Source organism: Agrobacterium sp. CG674 (assembly GCF_053521645.1).
Genome location: NZ_JBNWDZ010000006.1, coordinates 102361 through 121903 on the forward strand (window position 1 = coordinate 102361; position 19543 = coordinate 121903).

Below are 19543 nucleotides of genomic sequence, written 5' to 3' on the forward strand. Positions count from 1 at the left end.
AAACATTGCCGAAACCGGAGCCGCGTGACGTGGCATCCGGCCATCGAAAACACGTTACTTTTTGATGGAAGCATTCCAGAAATACGGCCATGGAGCCGGATCGACACCCTCGACCTTTTTCGCCTTGGCGGTCAGGCCGTTGAAATCGCCGATCTTCATGTAGGGAATTTCCGCATACATGGCCTTTTGAACATCCGCCCATAGAGCAACCCGCTTTTGCAGATCGGACTCGGCGGAAAACGCCTCGACGGTCTGCTTGCGCAGTGGCGTATCCCACCAGCCGGGCGAGGTTGGAGCAAGCGATCCGATCAGCGCCGGTTCAGGCAGAAACGGGCTGTGGGTGATGTAGATATCCCATAGCGCCTTGTCGGCACGGCGCTGCGTCAGCGTTGCCCAGTCCACCACCTGCATGTCCACCTTGAAACCGGCAAGTTTCAGATATTCAGCGGCGACCTGCGCCATCTTGTAATGGAACTCGTATTGACGGCTCGTCAGGATGCGGATCGGCTTTTCGCCGTCGTAACCCGCAGCCTTAGCCGCCTCGGCAGCGCCTTCGGGGTCGGCCAGATTATAGCTGCCTTCAACGCCCGCATCCGTGTTCCAGACGAAAGGCTTGGGATAGATATCACCGTCCAGCGCATAGAAATCCGTGCTTCCGAAGGCAGCTGCCATCATGTCTTCCATGCTGAGCGCCTGGCGTATGGCCTTGCGCATGGCAACATCCTTGGCAACGCCCTCTGCCGTGTTGAACACGAAGACGGGATAACCGAAGGGCTTCAGGACCACTGGCTCAGTCAGTGTAGAAGACTTGATCTTGTCGAAAGATTCGACTGGGAGACTGTCAATATAGTCATACTGGCCGGAAACTGCCGCCTCGACGCGGGTATTGGCATCCGGCACCGGCACGAACCGGATTTCATCGAGATACTGGTGGCGTGCGCCGCCGTAACCATTGCTTTCGCCGGAACGTGGCGTGTAACCATCAAAGCGGGCAAGCTGGATATATTGGTCTGCCTTACGCTCTTTCAGCATATAAGGACCAGTGCCGATGAACTCCTTCATGGGCTCATCCTGCTTTTCAGCGGGCAGAACAATGGCTGCAGAGTTGTTGAAGGCGAGCAGCGAAACCAGCGGCGCATAGGGCTGCTTCAGCGTGATCGTCACCGTCGAGGGGTCCGTCGCCTCCATCTTGTCGATGAAGGATGCCGCCTGCTTGCCGCGAGACGCAATCTTGATCCAGCGATTGAGCGAGGCAACGACATCGTCAGAGGCCATGTCGGAATCATCATGAAACTTGATGCCTGAGCGAAGCTTGATGGCATAGATTTTACCATCTGCGCTGATCTCCGGCAGGCTTTCAGCCAGCAGCGGCGTCGGCTTCCAGTCCTTGTCGAATGTGTAAAGCGTCTCGAAAATATGCTGTGTGACGATACCAACCAGATCCGCAGTCGATGCCATCGGGTCAAGGGTTGGCGGCTCGCCAATCGTGGCGACATTGATCACACCACCCTTTTCCTGGGCGACAAGAAGCGAAGGTGCCGCGACAAGCGCCGTGGCCATCAGAAATGCTAGCTTGAGTTTCATGCGAAGCTCCCGGTTTTTTGATTGTTCCATTATTATGTTATTTAAGACTTTATAACAGAATATCGAAATGATCGGGGGTGTCAATCGCGTTAATGACAAGATTGAAATGTAACCGCCGCTGCGCCCCAGGGAACGGCCTCCCTTCCAATCTTCCGCGCAATGGTTAGTCTGGTCGTATCGCTTTGGGAGTGCCGAGGACCTCATCCATGAAGACACTAGATCCGCTTATTCTGACGGCCAAAATTGCGGATGCAGACCTTCAACCTTTCGATGATTTGCGCCGAAAGCATTTCCCGCCGGATCGGAATTTCCTGCGCGCCCACCTGACGATGTTTCACCGATTGCCCGGCGAATACGCCGATAAAATCATCGAGGACCTCAAGGACGTCGCAGCACGCGGTTCAATAACAGCTGATGTCAGCGCTATCCGTCATCTTGGCGCGGGCGTCGCGTTTACAATTACCAGCCCCGAATTGCTGGATATCCATGCGCGTCTGAAGCAGGTTTTGAGGCCGTGGCTGGGTGGGCAGGATATGCAGAAATGGCAGCCGCACATCACGATCCAGAACAAGGTCTCACGAGCGGAAGCTGACGCGACATATAAAGGCCTCGTCGCCGAGTTTCGTCCTAACGCCATCGAGATTGTTGGGCTTGATCTCTGGCGGTACATGGGCGGCCCATGGGACCATTTTGCCTCACAGCCTTTCACGCCGTAACACAGGCGCCAACTCGATCTTAAGGAACGGATTGTCTCCCAACCAGTTAATCAAACGAGACAAGGTCTGACATGACCTTACTTTGAATGCCAATTTGGGAGAAGATCATGGATATTCCACAGCATACTGTCGTCGCCGTAGCAGATGGCGCAAAGCTGAGCCTTTTCAAGAACGAAGGCGACGCGCAGAATGTGAAGCTGAAGGCGATGCCGAGTGCAGAGGTTGACGATTCCAAAATTCCGTCCGGTGCACGCCACTCCAGCAGCTCTGCCAACCCTGATGACAGCCAGCAGGACGAAGACGGCTTCAGCGCCGGTGTTACTGAACTGCTCAACAAGCAAGTTCTGGGCGGCAACATCAAGGGCCTGATCGTGATTGCGGCACCGCGCACGCTGGGTGAGATGCGCAAGGGATATCACAAATCCCTGTCCGACATTCTCCTCGGCGAACTCGACAAGGACCTGACAGGTCATTCCATTCAGGATATCGAAAAAGCGCTTGCTGCTGCTTAAGCAGCATAGCGTGAAAAGGGAGCGAAATCAGTCGCTCCCTTTTTTTATGCCTTGTGCCTGGTGTCAGAGTGCCAGCCCGGACGCTCTGTCAAACACATGCACCCGCTCGCGGCTGATGCGGGCTGCAAACGGCGCGTTGGTTTTCACAGGCTGCTCACCATCCACCACGGCAGTCACATGGTGTCCGGCAAGATCGAAAATGACGTGGGTTTGTGCGCCCGTCGGCTCAACCAGAAGCGTTCTGCCCTCCACCGCCACATCGCCACTTCCATCAACAGCGAAATGTTCAGGACGAAGCCCGATCGTGACGGATTGACCTCGCTTGACCTTGCGGTCTCGCGAGATGCTGATGGCGGTGCCGTCATCAAGGCGGGCGGCGGGAACCCCGTCTTCGCCATCAACGATGCACTCGATCAAATTCATGGCTGGCGACCCGATGAAAGCTGCGACGAAGAGATTTGCCGGTGTCTTGTAGAGCTCAAGCGGCGTGCCCTGCTGTTCTATGCGGCCTTGGTTGAGCACCACGACACGATCTGCCAGCGTCATCGCCTCGATCTGGTCATGCGTCACATAGATGGATGTTGTTCCGACCTTTTGATGCAAGGTCTTGATTTCGCTGCGCATCTGAACACGCAGTTTGGCATCGAGGTTCGACAGCGGTTCATCGAACAGAAACACCGCCGGGTTGCGCACAACGGCGCGCCCCATGGCTACGCGCTGGCGCTGACCGCCTGAGAGCTGAGATGGCTTGCGGTCCATGAGGCTGGCCAGGTCAAGCATGCGGGCGGCTTCTGCAACCCGTTCATCGATCACCGATTTAGGCTGTCCAGCAATCTTGAGGTTGAAGCCCATATTTTCCGCGACCGTCATATGCGGGTACAGAGCGTAAGACTGGAACACCATCGCAATATTGCGCTCGCGCGGCGTCATCTCATTGACGATGTTGCCGCCGATCATGATGTCGCCATCGGTAATCTCTTCAAGCCCCGCGATCATGCGCAAGAGGGTGGACTTGCCGCAACCCGACGGGCCGACGAGCGCGATGAATTCGCCATCTGCTATTTCAAGCGAAATGCCGTGGATGACACCCAGCGAGCCGTAGGACTTGCGGATATCTTTAAGTTCGACAGATGCCATGTTCTGCTCCCGTGTCAGGACTTGACGGCGCCAGCCGTAAGACCCGCAATGATATGTTTTTGTGCAAGGAAAAAGACGATGATCGTGGGCAGGATCGTCATGGTGATAAAGGCCAGAACCAGCTGCCATTCCGTGCCGAACTCGCCCCGGTAGACCATGATGCCCAGCGGCCAGGGATATTTGGATTCCGAGTTGAGCATGATGAGCGGCAGGATGTAGCTGTTCCAGCTTCCGACAAAAGACACGATGCCCACGGTTGCGATGATGGGCCGCGAAAGCGGCATGGAAATGTACCAGAAGAATTTGAGATATCCGCAGCCATCCACAAACGCGGCCTGAAACAGCTCTTCCGGCAAGTTTTTGAAATAGTTGCGGAACAGCAAAATACTCATGCCAAGCCCAAAGGCCACCTGCGGCAGGACCACACCCCAGTAGGTATCGAGAAGCCCCAGATCGCGGATGCGGATAAATAGCGGTAGGATGGCCGTGGCGGCGGGAAACATCAGGCCCAACAGGAAGTAGTTGAGCAGGAAATTCGAGCCGAAGAACTTCACATGGGCAAAGGTGAAGGCGGCCATGGCCGAGACGACCAGCGTCAGAAACACGGTGAGTACGGCGATGACCAGCGAATTGAAGATCTGCAGCCAGTATCGCTTGCCGAAAAGAATATCGCCATAGTTCGACCATTGCCACTGATCGGGCAGGCCGAAGGGGTTGACGCGCAGATCACCCAGCGTCTTGAAGCCGCCAAGTGCCGTTGTCAAAAGCGGAATCAGCACGATCGCAGCGATGAGCCCGAGGGAGACATAGAGGTAAAGTCGTGTCTTCATGCTGACGCGGATGGAAGAGGATGTATCAGTCATGGCGCATGAATATCCTTTTGTAGCCAAAGGCGAGCGTGATGCAGATGATGAACAGCACGACGCCCACGGCACTTCCAAGCCCCACCTGCATGCGCATGACGCCGTAAGTATAAAGGAACGTCACCATGGTTTGCGTGGAGTTGGAGGGGCCACCGCCCGTCAGCGGCATGATCATGTCGAACAGCTGCAGCGAGCCGATAACCGCGAAGAACACGGAGAGGCGAACCGTTGAGCCCAGCATCGGCAACGTCACGTAGCGGAATTTCTGCCAGCCCGTGGCGCCGTCGATTTCTGCTGCTTCAAGCACGTTCTTGTCGACCGATTGGAGGCCTGCGATGAACAGCATCATGTGGAAGCCGAAATATTTCCACACGATGACGGCAAGGACCGCATAGATCGCGACATCCTTGTCGGCCAGAACATAAGGGTTGGCAAAGCCGAAGAAGTTGGAAATGGCGGCAAACAGGCCGTAGTCACCGTCATAAACGAAGCGCCAGATCAGACCGGCGGCCACATCGGCCAGCACATAGGGCAGGAAGAACACCAGCCGGAAGGCGACGACACCCGGAATTTTATGCGCCAGCATGGTGGCAAGCCAGATGGCAAGCGGGATCTGAATGCAGATGGAGATGACGATGATCAGCGCATTGTTGATCAGCGCCTGCGAAAAGGCTGCGTTGCCGAACAGAACCTGAAAGTTCATCAATCCGACAAACTCAGTCGGCGTGCCATAGCCATTCCAGCGATAAAGGCTGTACCAGGCGGCTTCGCTCATCGGCAGGATGACGAAGAGCGTGAACAGAAGAAGCGCCGGGGGCAAAAAGAACAGGAGTGTCAGCGCCCGGTCGTGGGCCACAGAACTTTGCTTGCGCTTTCGCTTGGTAACGGGATTCACCAGCGAGGATGCTGATGGAATTGAAACATTCGTCATGATGTCCGCTTTCATTGTCGCGCGGGTCGAAGGACGCCTCGACGAAACGAGGCCGGGGCGTCCTTGCGTTTGTGCGGGATCAGCGAAGCTCGAAGGCGTCCTGAATCTGCTGCGCGCCTTCTTCCGATGTCATCTGACCGGATACGATCTCGACAGACACATCATTCACGACGCGACCAACGGCTGCGCCCAGCGTCTGGTCGAAGAAGTTCTGATGCCAGGTGGATTCGGAAAGCTGCTTGGCTGAACCAGCCATCAGCGGGTTGGTTACGGCCTCATTGGCGCCAACGGCGACAGGCAGGATCATACCGGCCTTGGCCATCTTCTTTTCGTTGTCGGCGTTGGTCAGGAAGGTGGCAAATTCAATGGCTTCCTTGGACGCATTCTTGGTCACGGCCCAGCCATTCAAACCGCCGAGCGTATCAGTGGCTTTTCCGGCACCGCCTTCGACGGCTGGAAAGGCAAAACGACCGAGATTGTCAGATGCTAAGCCCTTGCCATCACCGGCATTCTTGCGCTGGTTGGCTTCGGTGTTGTCGAAACCAAGGATCATCGCAGCCTTGCCATCACCGAAGACGCCAAGCGCCTGCGGCCATGTGGAGCCGAGATAGCCGGGCTGGAACGGCTCAAGCTTGCCAAATTCTGCCAGTTGCTCGCCGGCTTTGATCATGGCCGGGGCCATGAAGCCTTCGCCCTCACCCTTACTGGCCGCTTCAAAAACCGCCTGCCCGCCATTGCGCATGACGAGATAGCTCCAGTAAAAATGGATTGGCCACTTTTCACCGCCGCCACCGGCAATCGGAACGATGCCCGCGGCCTTGATCGTTTGGACGGCTTTGCCCAGATCATCCCAGGTCTTGATGTCTTCGGCCTTCACGCCCGCTTTGGTAAACAGGGCTTTATTGTAGAAAAAGCTGACGAGGCTGACGCGATAAGGCACGGCCCAGACCTTGCCATCGAAGGACAGACCCTCAATGGAGGCTGGGTTATAGGCATTGCGAACCTTGCCGCCATCTGCATCGAATATCTCTGAAAGATCCTTCAACGCGCCGGTCTTGGACTGCTCCTCCAGCACGCCGCCGCCCCAGCTATAGAAGAAATCCGGTACGTCGTTGGATTGCAGCAAGGTTGGCAGCTTTGCCTTGAAAGCCTCGTTTTCCAGGAATTGCAACTGAACATCAACATCGGGATGCTTGCTTTCGAAGTCCTTGGCAATTTCCTCCCAGACTGCCACGGATTTCGGATCGAGCTCCACATGCATCCACTTGACCACCGTCGCAGCAGACGCGCTGGCGGTACCGAGCAGGAAAGTGATGGCTGTGGTCGCGGCAAACGACATCCACTTGCCGCTCAGGCTTGCGCCTGCGTGCTTATGCGTCATGATGGTATTCCTCCCGGGGACGTTCCCAATTATTCCCCAATGCGGATTAATTCATATAAGGATCCGCTCAATGTCAAGGCAATTTGCTGTTATTTTCAGCTTTTGCTTGACACACCCCCATATCGCTCGGCTATTAAATCCGTAATCCGATGTAATTGCCATTAGCCTTGCCTTGATCGCGACTGGAAATCATGAAGACCGCAGACCCGGAATTGATGCGCGCGATCAATCGCCTGAATGTGCTCGATACAGTCCGTCGCCATGGGCCAATTTCGCGGGTTGAAATCAGCGAGCGAACCCAGCTATCCACAACAACTGTCTCGGCCATCACCGCATCCCTTCTGGATGATGGGCTGATTCTATCGCGCCATCTGGGCGATATCAGAACCGAAGGTGCTCGCGGTCGTCCGCGCGTCATGCTGGAACTGAACCCGGATGCGGCCCGGGTCGTCGGCGCGAAAATCGCTGCCAACCGGATGATGTTCGTGGTGACGGATTTCTGCGGCAACGTTCTTTCGACGCTGGCGCTGCCCATTCGCATAGACCGCCAGCCGATTGGCGTCATTGCTGACCTGATCGAGGATGGCGTGCGGCGCTGCGTGGTGGATGCAGGTCTGTCGCTGGAAGATGTTGATATGGTCTGCCTTGGCCTGCCCGGCGTGATCGAGCACCGCACGGGCAACATCCGCTCCAGCCCTGTCCTGCGGGAAACCAACATAAACTTCGCAGAAGAAATGACATCGCGCTTTGGCAAGCCGACCATTATCGAGAGCGACGCCCATGCCGTGACCCTTGGCCACCATTGGTTTGGCAAGGCGCGGGACCTGGAAGACATGGTCCTGATCTCGCTGGAGCAGACGTTGGGACTTGGCGTCTTGCACCGAAACGATCTGTTTCGCGGCGCAGGTGGCCTCAGCCATAATCTGGGAGACCTCGTCTTGGTGGCTGGCCCGGAAAAAACCGTACGGCTGGCCAGCCAGGCCGGAGAGAATGCCATTCTCGGCTCACGGCCCGCCGATGGACGTTTTGCCGAGGCCATACGCTTAGGTCGCGGCATGGTCCATGCGCAGACACTGGTGCAGGCGCAGGACAATGAATTGATCGCCGCAGCCGAGCGCGCCGGTGCCGCCATTGGCCTTACGCTTGCCAATATCGTCACCCTGTTTGCGCCGCCACGTGTCATCATCGTTGGATCGAGCTTGGAGCTTGGCGCACCTTTCATCGACAGCATTCGCTCCGCCTTCGAGGCCTCCGTTCCGCCTTCGCTGCAAGGCGTGGCGGAACTGGTTTTCGATAAATCGAGCGATGAATTATGGGCGCAAGGCGCTGCCGCCGTTGCCCTTTACGAACTATACGAATCGCCTTGGAACACCACAGGCCCGGCCTTCTGAGGAGGAAGCCGGTTCATATCATGACGGGAGAGAGACCATGAAGAAAGTCGGCATTGGCATCATCGGATGCGGCAATATTTCTGGTGCATATTTAAAAGCCATGGCGTCATTTCCCATTCTCGACATTCGCGGCGTGGCCGACATGAATGCCGAGATGGCGAAGGCGAAAGCCGAGGAATTCAATGTTGCTGCGCGATCCGTGGATGAGCTGTTTGCAGATCCTGACATTGAGATCATCGTCAATTTGACGATTCCCAAGGCCCATGTCGAGGTGGCCTTGCGGGCGATTGACGCTGGCAAGCACACCTATTCTGAAAAGCCGCTCGGCATCAATTTTGCAGAAGGCAAGCGCCTTGCAGAAGCGGCGAAAGCAGCCAAGCTGCGCATCGGCGCAGCACCTGACACATTCCTTGGCGGTGGTCACCAGACAGCGCGCACATTAATGGACCAGGGCGTTATCGGCACACCGGTCGGTGGAACTGCAACATTCATGTGCCCCGGCCACGAGCGCTGGCACCCGAACCCCGCCTTTTATTACGAGGTCGGCGGCGGGCCGATGCTGGATATGGGGCCTTACTACATTACCGATCTGGTCAATCTTTTCGGACCCGTTGCCAAGGTCGCAGGCTTTGCCTTTTCGCCGAGAACCGAACGTCTCATCACCAGCGAACAACGCAATGGTGAGAAGATACCGGTGCAGATTGCCACGCATGTGGCTGGTGCCTTGGCATTCGCCAATGGCGCTGTCGTGCAGGTCGGCATGAGCTTCGATGTTGCGGGCCACAAGCACGTGCCGCTGGAACTCTACGGCACGGAAGGCACACTGATTGTTCCTGACCCCAACCATTTCGGTGGCGAGGTGCAGCTTTTGAAGAAGGGCGGCGAGTTCGAAGTTCAGGAGCTGTCCTCACCCTATGCGGATGGCAATTATCGCTCCATCGGCGTGGCAGACATGGCGCACGCCATTCGCTCCAACCGGCAAAATCGCGCCAATGGCGATCTTGCCTTGCATGTGCTGGAGGTGATGGAAGCGTTCCAGACGGCATCCGACACCGGCACCACAATTTCCATCACGACGGCGGTCGAACGTCCAGCGCCGCTGGATGAATCGCTGGTTGACGGCCAGATCGGCAAATAATCCTGAGGAGGAAGACTATGCGTGAAGCACTGATTGTTTGGGGCGGATGGAGCGGGCACGAACCGCAGGAATGCTCCGTCATCATCAAGGATATGCTGGAGGAAGAAGGTTTCAAGGTTTACGTCGAAAACAGCACGGAAGCGTTTGCGGACCCTTCGGTGCATGATTTGAGCCTTGTGGTGCCGATTGTCACCATGTCGAAGATCGAGAAGGAAGAGATCAAGAACCTCGCGGCAGCGGTTGAAAACGGCGTCGGCATTGCGGGCTATCACGGTGGCGCGGGCGACAGTTTCCGCGAATGCGTGGAGTATCAGTTCATGATTGGCGGGCAATGGGTCGCGCATCCCGGCAACATCATCGACTATACGGTGAACATCACGCGGCCCGATGATCCGATCATGGAAGGCATCACCGACTTCCCTTATACATCCGAGCAGTATTATATGCACACCGACCCATCCAACGAGGTGTTGGCGACGACGACATTTACCGGTGATCACGCCTGGTGGATTGACGGCGTGGTGATGCCGGTGGCGTGGAAACGAAACTACGGCAAGGGCCGCGTCTTCTATTCGGCGCTCGGCCATGTGGCGAAGGAATTCGCCGTGCCGCAGATGCGGGAAATTTTCCGTCGCGGTGCCAACTGGGCCGCACGGTAACGAGGACAAGAGACGGATAGGGATGCCGTCTCGTTAAGGGAGGTATCATGACAGGTCGCAACATCGTGCTGGTCGATCCACTGCCAAGAACGCTGGATCTGATTATGGAGCCCGATGTTCGCGCCCGCCTGGAGAAGCTGGGAGAACTTGTCATTTCCGAGGATCGGCAGATGCCTGCAGAACAGGTGGATGCCCTTCTTCCCGATACGGTTCTCATTTTCGGCCAGACCGACATGCCCAGAGAACGCCTTGAGCGCGCACCCAAGCTCAAGGCGATCATCAATGTGGAATCGAACTTTCTGCCCAATATCGATTATCAGGCCTGTGTCGAACGCGGCATCTGGGTGATCACACCGGCGTCGGCCTTTTCCTCACCGGTGGCGGAAGCATCGCTTGGAATGGCAATCGATCTGGCCAGAGGCATTACCATCGCCGACCGGCAGTTCCGCGATGGCTTTGAGGATTATGGCCTTGCTGGAAACGAAGGCACGTTTCGATATGCTGGCGCCCCCATCGGCATCATCGGCTTTGGGGATCTTGGCCGTGAACTGCGCGAACTGACCCGCCCCTTCAAAAACCCCGTCCATGTCTATGATCCCTGGCTTCCGAACGAGATCATCGAGCGTCTCGACTGTATTCCGGCCAGTCTCGATGAGGTGTTTTCCCGATCGCGCGTCGTCTATGTCTTCGCAAGCGTGACCAGCGAAAATCAGGGCTTTATCGGCAAGGATCATTTCGCCGCCATGCAGCCGGGTTCGGCGTTTCTGCTGATGAGCCGTGCAGCCGTCGTGGACTTCCCGGCCATGCTCGATGCGGTAATGTCAGGCCATATCCGCGCCGCAACGGATGTTTTTCCAGATGAACCTGTCGCGGCCGATGACCCTGTCAGGTCCATTCCGGGCCTTCTGCTCTCTGCACACCGCACCGGCGGCACCCGCGATGCGTTCTACAAACTCGGCTCCATGGCTGTTTCGGATGCCGAACTCATCATGAAAGGGCTACCGCCGCAACTGTGCCGACGCGCCGACCCTGCCACCGCCAGCAGGCTGCGCTCCAAACCTGTCAGCGTTTCCTGAGGCCGGGATAATCAGCCATCAATACTCCAAGTTTCTGGGAACTCTGCCTGACTGACAGGGTTAGGGTCTTGCAGACAAACAGAACAGTGGAGGAATACCCATGAAAAAGTATCTAATCGCAACCGTTTTTGCCCTCAGCTTCACATCACTCGCCGTAGCGCAGGGCGCAGGTTCTGGATCTGGCGGCTCGGGCTCCGGCGCTGGTTCGAATAGCGGTTCGAGTGCATCTGATGGCTCAAACAGCGGCGGCACCAACAATGGGGCAGGCGCAGGTGGAAGCGGCTCTGCATCCGGCAGCAACGGTTCTGGCACAAATGGCGACACCAACAACACCAATTGCGTCGGCGGTGGCAAGACGGCGGAGGGCACGACCAATGGCGGCCCTGCAACCACTGGCACAGCCACAGCGCCTAGCACGAACTGCCCCGCAAACTAATTCATATCCATAGCCAAGAAAAAGCCGGGTCATAGCCCGGCTTTTTGTCGATATATGGCTTGCGCGCTTAAAATCGCGCCCTGCCTCAGACTGAATGCCCAAGACAGGAAGCGCTGATCTTCAGCTCTTAGAACTGGCGTCTAAAGCCCATGGTAACAGCATGGCTGCTGAAATCCGTGCTGGAGGTTACGCCGTCTGTGCCAGTGAAGTCGAAATCGTCAGCAGCTGTGTAGCGATAGCCGATATCGAACGTCGTATTGGCGAACAGCGAGCTGTCGCGGAAAAACGAGATCGTGTCGAGCTTGATGCCAACGCCTGCGTCGAGGTGGTAGGCAAACTTCGTATCGTCATCATCCATCGCGATGCCGTTAACACCCTGACGGTGCAGTTCCAGATTCATCGCACCAACGCCACCGCCGAAATATGGCGTGAAGGCTGTGGATGTTTCAATATCGAGGTAACCGTTGACATAGCCCTGAATTGCACGGGCTTCACCGAAGGAAGCATTGCCGAAGTTTACGCCGCCAATAGTGTGTTCATTCACGTCAGCTGTGCCGTAACCAACTTCCAATTCCAGACGTGGCGAAACAAAACCGTAAGTGCCGAAGCTGTAGCCAGCACGCAGGGCGCTGTAGAAGCCGAGATCGTAATCTGTGCTGACGCTGCCGCCAGCCGTTGCAAAGCCGGTGTCGTCAAGGAATGTCAGGCTGCTCAGCGTTCCCAGATAAAAGCCACCTGGATTGGCAACGACAGCAGGCTCGCTCTGAACGGCCATGTCTGCTGAATGAGCGGATGTCGCAAGAAGCCCCAGAAGGCCAGCAATTTTGATAGCGCGGTACATATAAAAGACCTTTCAAGATCAGCCCCCGCCGATGAGTCGCATATCGCCTCAGACACGCGAAACTGTCGAGACAATTTTTGATATTTGTCAGGTGCTCATAAAGGCTTTTGTGAAAGCGTTGCCGTCGTGCAACGCATCAAATATAGGTTTTCTCTTTTTCCACCGGAACGCAAAGGACTCCGCAGCCGTTTGTCGAGGGAGATCTAACGCAGCAAGGAGAGAAAAATGAGTATTTTCAGCAAAATCAGAGATGCGATTTTTGGTGGCCCGGCAACGGCGGCACCGGCATCACCCAGTGCGGCGGAGCCAACGCCTGCCCCATCCTCTATCCCTGAGCCTGCGGCAACAACGGCCCCACCCATTGGCGGCACCGGCGGCGAGGTTCCGAAGACTTCTGGCACAGCGACAGCGAGCCCTTCGCAACCAACCGCTGAGACCGTGGACGTAGCGGCGCAGCTCGATGCAGCCGTCAAGAACAGCGGGCAGAAGCTGGAATGGAAGCGCTCCATCGTTGATCTGATGAAGGCGCTGGGCATGGATGCAAGTCTTGCCGAGCGCAAGGAACTGGCGCAGGAACTCGGTTATACCGGAGACCTTAATGGCTCTGCCGAGATGAACACATGGCTGCACAAGGCGCTGATGAAGAAGCTGTCCGAAAACGGCGGCAAGGTTCCAGCCGACCTTCTCGATTAATATCGATATTTTGAAATGAAGCCCCGAGCCTCATATGAGCCTCGGGGCTTTTTAGCGTTTATCGCGTTTTGGCGGGTACCGCTTCAGCCAGATCGACAACAATGGCTGCTGCTTCGTTTTGCAGCACGTCCTTTGCATTCTTTCGCGCGTTTTCGATTGCGATGTTTGCCGTGATGCTACGCTCATTGGCCTGAAGACCGTCATCGTTTTCACGAACGAGGCCCGTCCCGCTTTCGGCACGCGCTTTCATCTTGGCTTCGGTTTCAGCCATTTCGGCTCTGCGCTCGACTTCATTGAGCGAAATGGTCTTCTTTTCCCGCACAGCCTTCAGATCGGCGATGTCTTCAACGAACCGCTGGAAATCCTGATCGGTCTTAATCCGCGCATCATGCTTTGCTTGCAAGGTCGGCAACAGCTTGTCCGGGTCACCCTGTAGGGCATATTTGGCTGGCTTGATCTTCGTCCACGGCAAAGCATTGTCATAGCTGGATTCGCCGATTGCCTTCGGATCAAGAAAACCCGGAAGGTTGATATCCGGAACCACGCCCTGCAACTGTGTTGTGCCACCATCAACACGGAAGAACTGAGCTATGGTCAGTTTCAGCTGGCCAAGTTCCGGCTTGCTGTTGCGGGCAACGCGGTCCAGATCGACAACGGTCTGGACCGTGCCTTTTCCGAAGGATGGTTCGCCGATGATGATGCCGCGTCCGTAATCCTGAATGGCTGCTGCAAAGATTTCAGACGCAGAGGCCGAACCGCGATTGATCAACACGCCAAGAGGACCGCTCCAGGCGGGCGCCGTCATGTCATCGCTCTCGACCTTCACATTCCCTTCAGCGTCCTTCTGCTGAACGACCGGACCTTTGCCGATGAACAGACCCGTCAGGTCAATGGCTTCGGCAAGCGAGCCGCCGCCATTGTCGCGAAGATCGAACAGCACACCGGAGACATCGTCCTGCTTCAGCTCAGCCAGCAACTTGGCCACGTCGCGGCTGGCGCTGCGGTAATCCTTGTCACCCTTACGGCGGCCTTCGAAGTCCTCGTAAAACGTTGGAAGGGTGATGACGCCGATCTTTGAGGTGGCATCGCCATTCTTGACGGACAGGATCGTCTTCTTGGCCGCCTGCTTTTCAAGGCTGACCTTGTCTCTGACAAGGCTGATGACGCGGTGGCCACCACTGCTGCCAGATTCCGCGGGCAAGATATCGAGACGCACGACCGAGCCGACTGCACCGCGGATCATCTGCACCACCTCATCAAGGCGCGTGCCGACGACTTCCTTGATCGGACCATCCTCGCCCTGCCCTACGCCAACGATGCGATCTCCCACCGCAAGCTTGGCAGAAAGCTGTGCCGGCCCACCGGCCACCAGCTCGCGAATGGTGGTGTAGCCATCCCGCTCCTGCAACACTGCGCCAATGCCGACAAGCGACAGCTTCATCGAAATGTCGAACTCTGCGGAAGCGGATGCGCTGAAGTAATCCGTGTGCGGATCAACAGACGTCGTATAGGCCGCCATGAAGGACTGGAACACATCGTCGCTCTTGTACGGATAAACCCGGTCCAGAATGTTCTTGTAGCGCTTGTCCAGCGTCTCACGAATTGCGGCATCGGCCTGGCCTGCCAGTTTCAGGCGAAGCCAATCGCTCTTGACGCGCTTGCGCCAGAGATCATCACTCTGTTGCTGCGTCGTGGCCCATGGCGCGTCCTCGCGCGATATGGGGTATTCTTCACGCACCGTGAAATCGAAATTCTGTTTTAGTTCAGCGCGCGCAAACGTCATGCGATCCACGACACGGCGCGTGTAGCTGTTGAAGATCGAGAACGGTATTTCGAGATCTTCGTTAAGGATCGCATCATCGATCTTCGTGCTGTCTGCGTTGAAACCGTCAATATCGCTCTGCATGAACAGCATCCGGTCGGGATCAAGCGACTTGATGAATTTCGACATGATATGCGTGGACAGCGTATCGTCGAGCGGCACGGTCTTATAGGCGTAACGGCCAAGGAATTGCGCACTCAGATTGGCCGCCTGGGCCTGAACTTGAGTGGGTTCCAGCACTGGCGGTGAAGCCGGCTGTTGTGCCTGCGCAGAAGACGCAATGGAAAATGCCAACCAAAAGAGACCGTACCTTATGCGCATGCGACATCATTCCTCATCGTTGTCATCATCCGTCATACTGCACCGCAGCGGCAATTACGATAAGAACCTCGCGCCCAAAATAATGATTTTAGGCAATTGCTCGTGATCGGCGTCTGTCAGACGTTTTCGAGGGGCAAGATGAAGCGCGTATGTCAGTTCAAGCGGCGACATTGCCACAGAACGGACCATGGGCCGAGTCGATCCGCCTCAACATCGCCGAATGCATAGAGCTGTTCTCCTATGATCGGCCCGTTTTCTATTGCTAAGGGGTCTTGGGAAAGGTTGGCCAACACCTCCAACTCAGTCTCACCCATCTGCCATGTCACTTTCACCGCACTGCCCTTTGCCTCAAAGGTGCCGCCCTTCAAACCGCCATGGCCGAGCAAAGGCACAATATGCTGGTGGCGCAACGCAAGCAGCGATCGGTAAAAGGCGAGCATCTCGGTGCCATCAGCAGCATCGGCCTTCGACCAATCGAGTTTGGCTGACAGAAAGGTCGAACGCGCTGTCGGGTCGGGAACATTGTCGCCGTCGAAGCCCGGCAGACGTGACATTTCCTTGCGCCTGCCCTTGCGGACCTTTTCATTCAGATCCTCATCGAACTGACAGAAATAGGGAAAGGGCTCCTTGGCTCCCCATTCCTCACCCATGAACAGCATCGGAACCTGTGGTGCCAGAAGATAGATCGCAGCGATGGCCTTCAAGGGTTCCGCAGCGATGTAGGACGCCATCCTGTCGCCGTTGGCACGGTTGCCGATCTGATCGTGGTTTTGAATGAAGGATATGAAGGCCAGCGGTGAAAGGTGTTCGCTTGGCTTGCCACGTGCCTCGCCTCGATAGGGCATATGCTCGCCCTGAAAGACGAAGCCCTGCGCCAGCGCCCGGCCAATATTGTCGTCATTACCGACATATTCCTGATAATAGCCGAAGGTCTCGTCGGTGGCCGCAACGTGCAGAACGTGGTGCACATCATCGTTCCACTGCGCCGTGAAGTGCTTCGGCTGGCCGTCTTCGCCGCGTACCAGCAGATCGCTGTCATTATCTTCGTTTTCGACGATCAGATGAACATGACGTCTGCCAGCAGCGTCACGAACACGCCGTGCGAGTTCGACAATCAGGTGCTCACTGCTGTCGTCCTTGATCTGATGCACGGCATCCAGCCTCAGCCCGTCGATGCGAAACTGCGTTATCCAATAAATCGCGTTCTGGATGACAAATTCACGGATCTGGTCAGAGCCTTCATCGTCATAATTGATGCCCATGCCCCAGGGAGATGAGTGGTGCTCGGTAAACAACGGCGCCACGGCGGGCATGTAATTGCCGTCTGGGCCGAAGTGATTGTAGACCACATCCATGAAAACGCAGATGCCGCGTGCATGTGCTTCATCCACGAATGCCAGCAGGTCTTCCGGGCGGCCGTAGCTGCTTTCGGGCGCATAGGGCATGACGCCATCATAGCCCCATCCATAATTGCCGGGAAAATCGGCTGTTGGCATCAGCTGAATGGCGGTGATGCCGAGTTGGCGCAGATGGTCGAGCTTCTCGATAGCTGCGAGAAAGCTGCCCTCCTGCGTGAAAGTGCCCGGGTGCAGCTCATAAATGACCATCTCTTCCCAGGGTCGTCCGCTCCAGCTTTCGGTTTTCCAGCCGTAATTCGTCACATCAACCACTTCGCTGGGGCCGTGCACGTCTTCAGGCTGAAACCGCGATGCCGGATCCGGTATTATCTGGCCGTCAGCCAGTTGGAAGCGGTAGAGCGTGCCCGCACCGACGCTCGGCAATGTGTGGTGAAACCAGCCATCGCCCTTAGGCTCCATGTCATATTGCTCACCGGTCTCCAGCTTCAGCACAACGGATTGCTGCAGCGGCGCCCAAAGGCGAAACAGGGTTGCGTCTTCCAGAACCAAGGGGCCGAAATCGAAATCGTACAACAATGAATGACTCTCTGATGAAATGAAGCGGGAGCGACGACTTGGCCTAACGCCAACGGCCACCAATGGTTTCATGCAAAGCGTACGGGCAGCGTTTTCGCACCCTCTGCGTCCCGCATATTGAACAAAGTGCTCATAAACTCCATTTCCATGGCTTGAGCATAAAAGGATGATTGCAGATGGGTCTATTCGACGGGTTACTGGGTCACGGATCAACCGTGGATCCTTCGGATTTGAACAAGCGCCTTGATGGCGTGCTGGTGGATGGAGAAGAGCCGCAACTGGCGTTCAAAGTCATCCGCGACTTCTTCGTGTTTACCCAGTACCGGATTATCCTTGTCGATATTCAGGGCATAACCGGAAGCAAGGTGGATTATACCTCCATCCCCTACCGCGCCATCACACGGTTTTCCGTCGAGACTGCCGGAACCTTCGATCTTGATTCAGAACTGAAAATCTGGGTTTCAGGCTCCAGCACGCCAATCAGCAAGACGCTGAAAAAGGGGACGGACGTGCGGGGCATTCAGCGCGCACTTGCGACAGGCGTTCTGCGATAAGGAACTGATGTCAGAGACCACCGCGCTCATGATTTAAGCGCGGTGGGTTGAAGGATATCGAAATCAGATTTCCTTGAGGCTCGCTCCACTGCCGAGGCTTTCGATCAAGGTGGCACTGGCCTCGTTGACGCCGACAACCGTGACCGGAATGTCATGCTGCTTGTAGCGATCCACCACCTTTTCCAGCGCGGCAACAGCGGTAATATCCCAAAAATGGGCTTGTGAAATATCGATCAGCACCGACATCTCGTTTGCCTCCTCGATATCGAAGGCATCCACGAACACATCGGCCGAGGCGAAGAAAACCTGACCCGACACCCGGTACGTCACGCGCTGCGCCGTTTCGTCCTTGGCGGTTTCAACGCGCAGCAGTCTGGCAACCTTGAAGGTGAAGAAGACGCCGCTCAGCAGAACGCCGACGGCGACACCCAGCGCGAGGTTGGAGCTCAGAACCGTCACAATGACAGTTACGACCATAACCACGCTCGACATTTTCGGATGAACGATCAGCGTTTTGACGGATGACCAATCGAACGTATCGATAGACACCATCACCATGATGGCAACCAGTGCCGCCACCGGAACCTGAGACACCCAAGGCTTAAGGAGGACCATCAAGATCAGCAGAAATGCACCCGCAAACAATGTGGACAGCCTGCCGCGACCGCCATATTTCACGTTGCTGACGGTCTGCCCGATCATGCCGCAACCGGCAATGCCGCCGAAGAGGCTGGCGGCGGTGTTGGCGATGCCCAGACCCGTGCATTCCCGGTTCTTGGAGCTTGGCGTGCCGGTGAGATCATCCACCACACTCGCCGTCATCATGGATTCCAGCAGGCCCACCATGGCGATGGCAAGGGCTGGCCCGACGATGATCTTCAACGTCTCAAGCGTCAGCGGCACCTGAGGCCATGCGAACATCGGAAGGCTGTCCGGCAGTTTCCCGAGATCGGCGACGGTCATGACCGGCAATTGCAGGAAAATGGATACCCCTGTCAGAACCAGAATACAGATCAGCGGCGAAGGCACGGCCGTTGTCAGCCGGGGAACGAGATAGATCAGCACAAGCCCTGCCGCCAGCATGCCATAGGCCAGAACATCCCCACCAATAATGTGCGGAAGCTGGGCAGCAAAGATGAGGATTGCCAAGGCGTTGACGAAGCCTGTTCGAACGGATTTCGAAACGAACCGCATCAACACGCCAAGCCGAAGCAATCCGAATATGATCTGAAACGCACCGGCAAGCAGACCCGCAGCGAAAAGATAGGGCAAGCCGTGCAGATGGACTAGTGGCGCCGCGACCAGCGCAACGGAACCGGCAGCAGCCGAAATCATGGCAGGACGACCACCGGAAAATGCGATGACGATGCCAATAACGAAGGAGGCGAAGAGGCCGACTTGGGGATCGACGCCAGCGACGAAGGAAAACGCGATGACTTCCGGAATGAGCGCGAATGTCGCGACGGCCCCGGCTAGCATTTCACGCAGGGGATTGGCGGACCAATCCCGACGGATAGATGTAAGTTGCATATGTGATATCTCGCAAAGCATGCC

18 protein-coding genes are annotated in these 19543 nt (G+C 56.4%); 9 read left to right on the forward strand and 9 right to left on the reverse strand.

Going from position 1 to position 19543, the window contains the following annotated elements; genetic code table 11:
* Positions 1-54 precede the first annotated feature (54 nt).
* Positions 55-1584 carry an ABC transporter substrate-binding protein gene (locus ACQZ51_RS16910; RefSeq protein ID WP_448778950.1) on the reverse strand — a complete coding sequence of 510 codons (1530 nt, stop codon included), beginning with the start codon at positions 1582-1584 and terminating at the stop codon, positions 55-57.
* A 206-nt stretch (positions 1585-1790) separates the two neighbouring features.
* On the opposite strand from ACQZ51_RS16910, the gene ACQZ51_RS16915 reads away from it, so the two are divergent.
* Positions 1791-2300, forward strand: coding sequence for a 2'-5' RNA ligase family protein (locus tag ACQZ51_RS16915; protein WP_448778952.1), 510 nt, complete (start codon positions 1791-1793; stop codon positions 2298-2300).
* Between the two features lie 107 nt (positions 2301-2407).
* Positions 2408-2812 carry a host attachment family protein gene (locus tag ACQZ51_RS16920; RefSeq protein ID WP_311272942.1) on the forward strand — a complete coding sequence of 135 codons (405 nt, stop codon included), beginning with the start codon at positions 2408-2410 and terminating at the stop codon, positions 2810-2812.
* 63 nt (positions 2813-2875) lie between these two features.
* Here ACQZ51_RS16920 and ACQZ51_RS16925 read toward each other — a convergent pair whose 3' ends face one another.
* From ACQZ51_RS16925 to ACQZ51_RS16940, 4 genes are all read right to left on the reverse strand, one after another.
* Positions 2876-4078 (reverse strand): ABC transporter ATP-binding protein, encoded by a 1203-nt coding sequence (locus tag ACQZ51_RS16925; RefSeq protein ID WP_448778954.1) that lies wholly within the window; start codon positions 4076-4078, stop codon positions 2876-2878.
* Complete coding sequence (locus ACQZ51_RS16930; RefSeq protein ID WP_448778956.1) at positions 3964-4812, reverse strand: carbohydrate ABC transporter permease; 849 nt, start codon at positions 4810-4812, stop codon at positions 3964-3966. Before ACQZ51_RS16930 ends, ACQZ51_RS16925 begins: the two co-directional genes overlap by 115 nt.
* Positions 4805-5743, reverse strand: coding sequence for a carbohydrate ABC transporter permease (locus tag ACQZ51_RS16935; RefSeq protein WP_448778957.1), 939 nt, complete (start codon positions 5741-5743; stop codon positions 4805-4807). Before ACQZ51_RS16935 ends, ACQZ51_RS16930 begins: the two co-directional genes overlap by 8 nt.
* A 79-nt stretch (positions 5744-5822) precedes the next feature.
* On the reverse strand, positions 5823-7082 hold the full coding sequence (locus ACQZ51_RS16940; RefSeq protein ID WP_448779218.1) for an ABC transporter substrate-binding protein: 1260 nt from the start codon (positions 7080-7082) through the stop codon (positions 5823-5825).
* Positions 7083-7315: 233 nt separating this feature from the next.
* Between ACQZ51_RS16940 and ACQZ51_RS16945 the strand changes: the two genes are divergently transcribed.
* The 5 genes from ACQZ51_RS16945 to ACQZ51_RS16965 all read left to right on the forward strand — a co-directional run bounded on the left by ACQZ51_RS16945 (position 7316) and on the right by ACQZ51_RS16965 (position 11824).
* Positions 7316-8515: an ROK family protein gene (locus tag ACQZ51_RS16945; protein ID WP_448778959.1), complete on the forward strand. Its 1200-nt coding sequence runs from the start codon at positions 7316-7318 to the stop codon at positions 8513-8515.
* A gap of 37 nt (positions 8516-8552) precedes the next feature.
* On the forward strand, positions 8553-9653 hold the full coding sequence (locus ACQZ51_RS16950) for a Gfo/Idh/MocA family protein (protein WP_448778961.1): 1101 nt from the start codon (positions 8553-8555) through the stop codon (positions 9651-9653).
* A gap of 17 nt (positions 9654-9670) precedes the next feature.
* On the forward strand, positions 9671-10312 hold the full coding sequence (locus ACQZ51_RS16955; protein WP_448778963.1) for a ThuA domain-containing protein: 642 nt from the start codon (positions 9671-9673) through the stop codon (positions 10310-10312).
* Between the two features lie 47 nt (positions 10313-10359).
* Positions 10360-11388, forward strand: a complete 1029-nt coding sequence (locus tag ACQZ51_RS16960; RefSeq protein WP_448778965.1) for a hydroxyacid dehydrogenase — start codon at positions 10360-10362, stop codon at positions 11386-11388.
* A gap of 100 nt (positions 11389-11488) precedes the next feature.
* Positions 11489-11824 carry a hypothetical protein gene (locus ACQZ51_RS16965; protein WP_448778967.1) on the forward strand — a complete coding sequence of 112 codons (336 nt, stop codon included), beginning with the start codon at positions 11489-11491 and terminating at the stop codon, positions 11822-11824.
* A gap of 127 nt (positions 11825-11951) precedes the next feature.
* On the opposite strand, the gene ACQZ51_RS16970 is transcribed toward ACQZ51_RS16965, so the two are convergent.
* The gene (locus ACQZ51_RS16970) at positions 11952-12665 is read right to left on the reverse strand and encodes an outer membrane protein (RefSeq protein ID WP_448778969.1); all 714 of its coding nucleotides are present in this window, start codon (positions 12663-12665) and stop codon (positions 11952-11954) included.
* Between the two features lie 225 nt (positions 12666-12890).
* Between ACQZ51_RS16970 and ACQZ51_RS16975 the strand changes: the two genes are divergently transcribed.
* On the forward strand, positions 12891-13358 hold the full coding sequence (locus tag ACQZ51_RS16975) for a DUF3597 domain-containing protein (RefSeq protein WP_448778971.1): 468 nt from the start codon (positions 12891-12893) through the stop codon (positions 13356-13358).
* A gap of 58 nt (positions 13359-13416) precedes the next feature.
* Here ACQZ51_RS16975 and ACQZ51_RS16980 read toward each other — a convergent pair whose 3' ends face one another.
* Positions 13417-15501: a carboxy terminal-processing peptidase gene (locus tag ACQZ51_RS16980; protein ID WP_448778973.1), complete on the reverse strand. Its 2085-nt coding sequence runs from the start codon at positions 15499-15501 to the stop codon at positions 13417-13419.
* A gap of 152 nt (positions 15502-15653) precedes the next feature.
* Positions 15654-17432 (reverse strand): malto-oligosyltrehalose trehalohydrolase, encoded by a 1779-nt coding sequence (treZ, locus tag ACQZ51_RS16985; RefSeq protein WP_448779220.1) that lies wholly within the window; start codon positions 17430-17432, stop codon positions 15654-15656.
* A gap of 179 nt (positions 17433-17611) precedes the next feature.
* Between treZ and ACQZ51_RS16990 the strand changes: the two genes are divergently transcribed.
* A complete protein-coding gene (locus tag ACQZ51_RS16990) occupies positions 17612-17989 on the forward strand; it encodes a PH domain-containing protein (RefSeq protein WP_448778974.1) in 378 nt (125 codons plus the stop codon).
* A gap of 63 nt (positions 17990-18052) precedes the next feature.
* On the opposite strand, the gene ACQZ51_RS16995 is transcribed toward ACQZ51_RS16990, so the two are convergent.
* Positions 18053-19519 (reverse strand): SulP family inorganic anion transporter, encoded by a 1467-nt coding sequence (locus tag ACQZ51_RS16995; protein WP_448778976.1) that lies wholly within the window; start codon positions 19517-19519, stop codon positions 18053-18055.
* Positions 19520-19543: the final 24 nt, after the last annotated feature.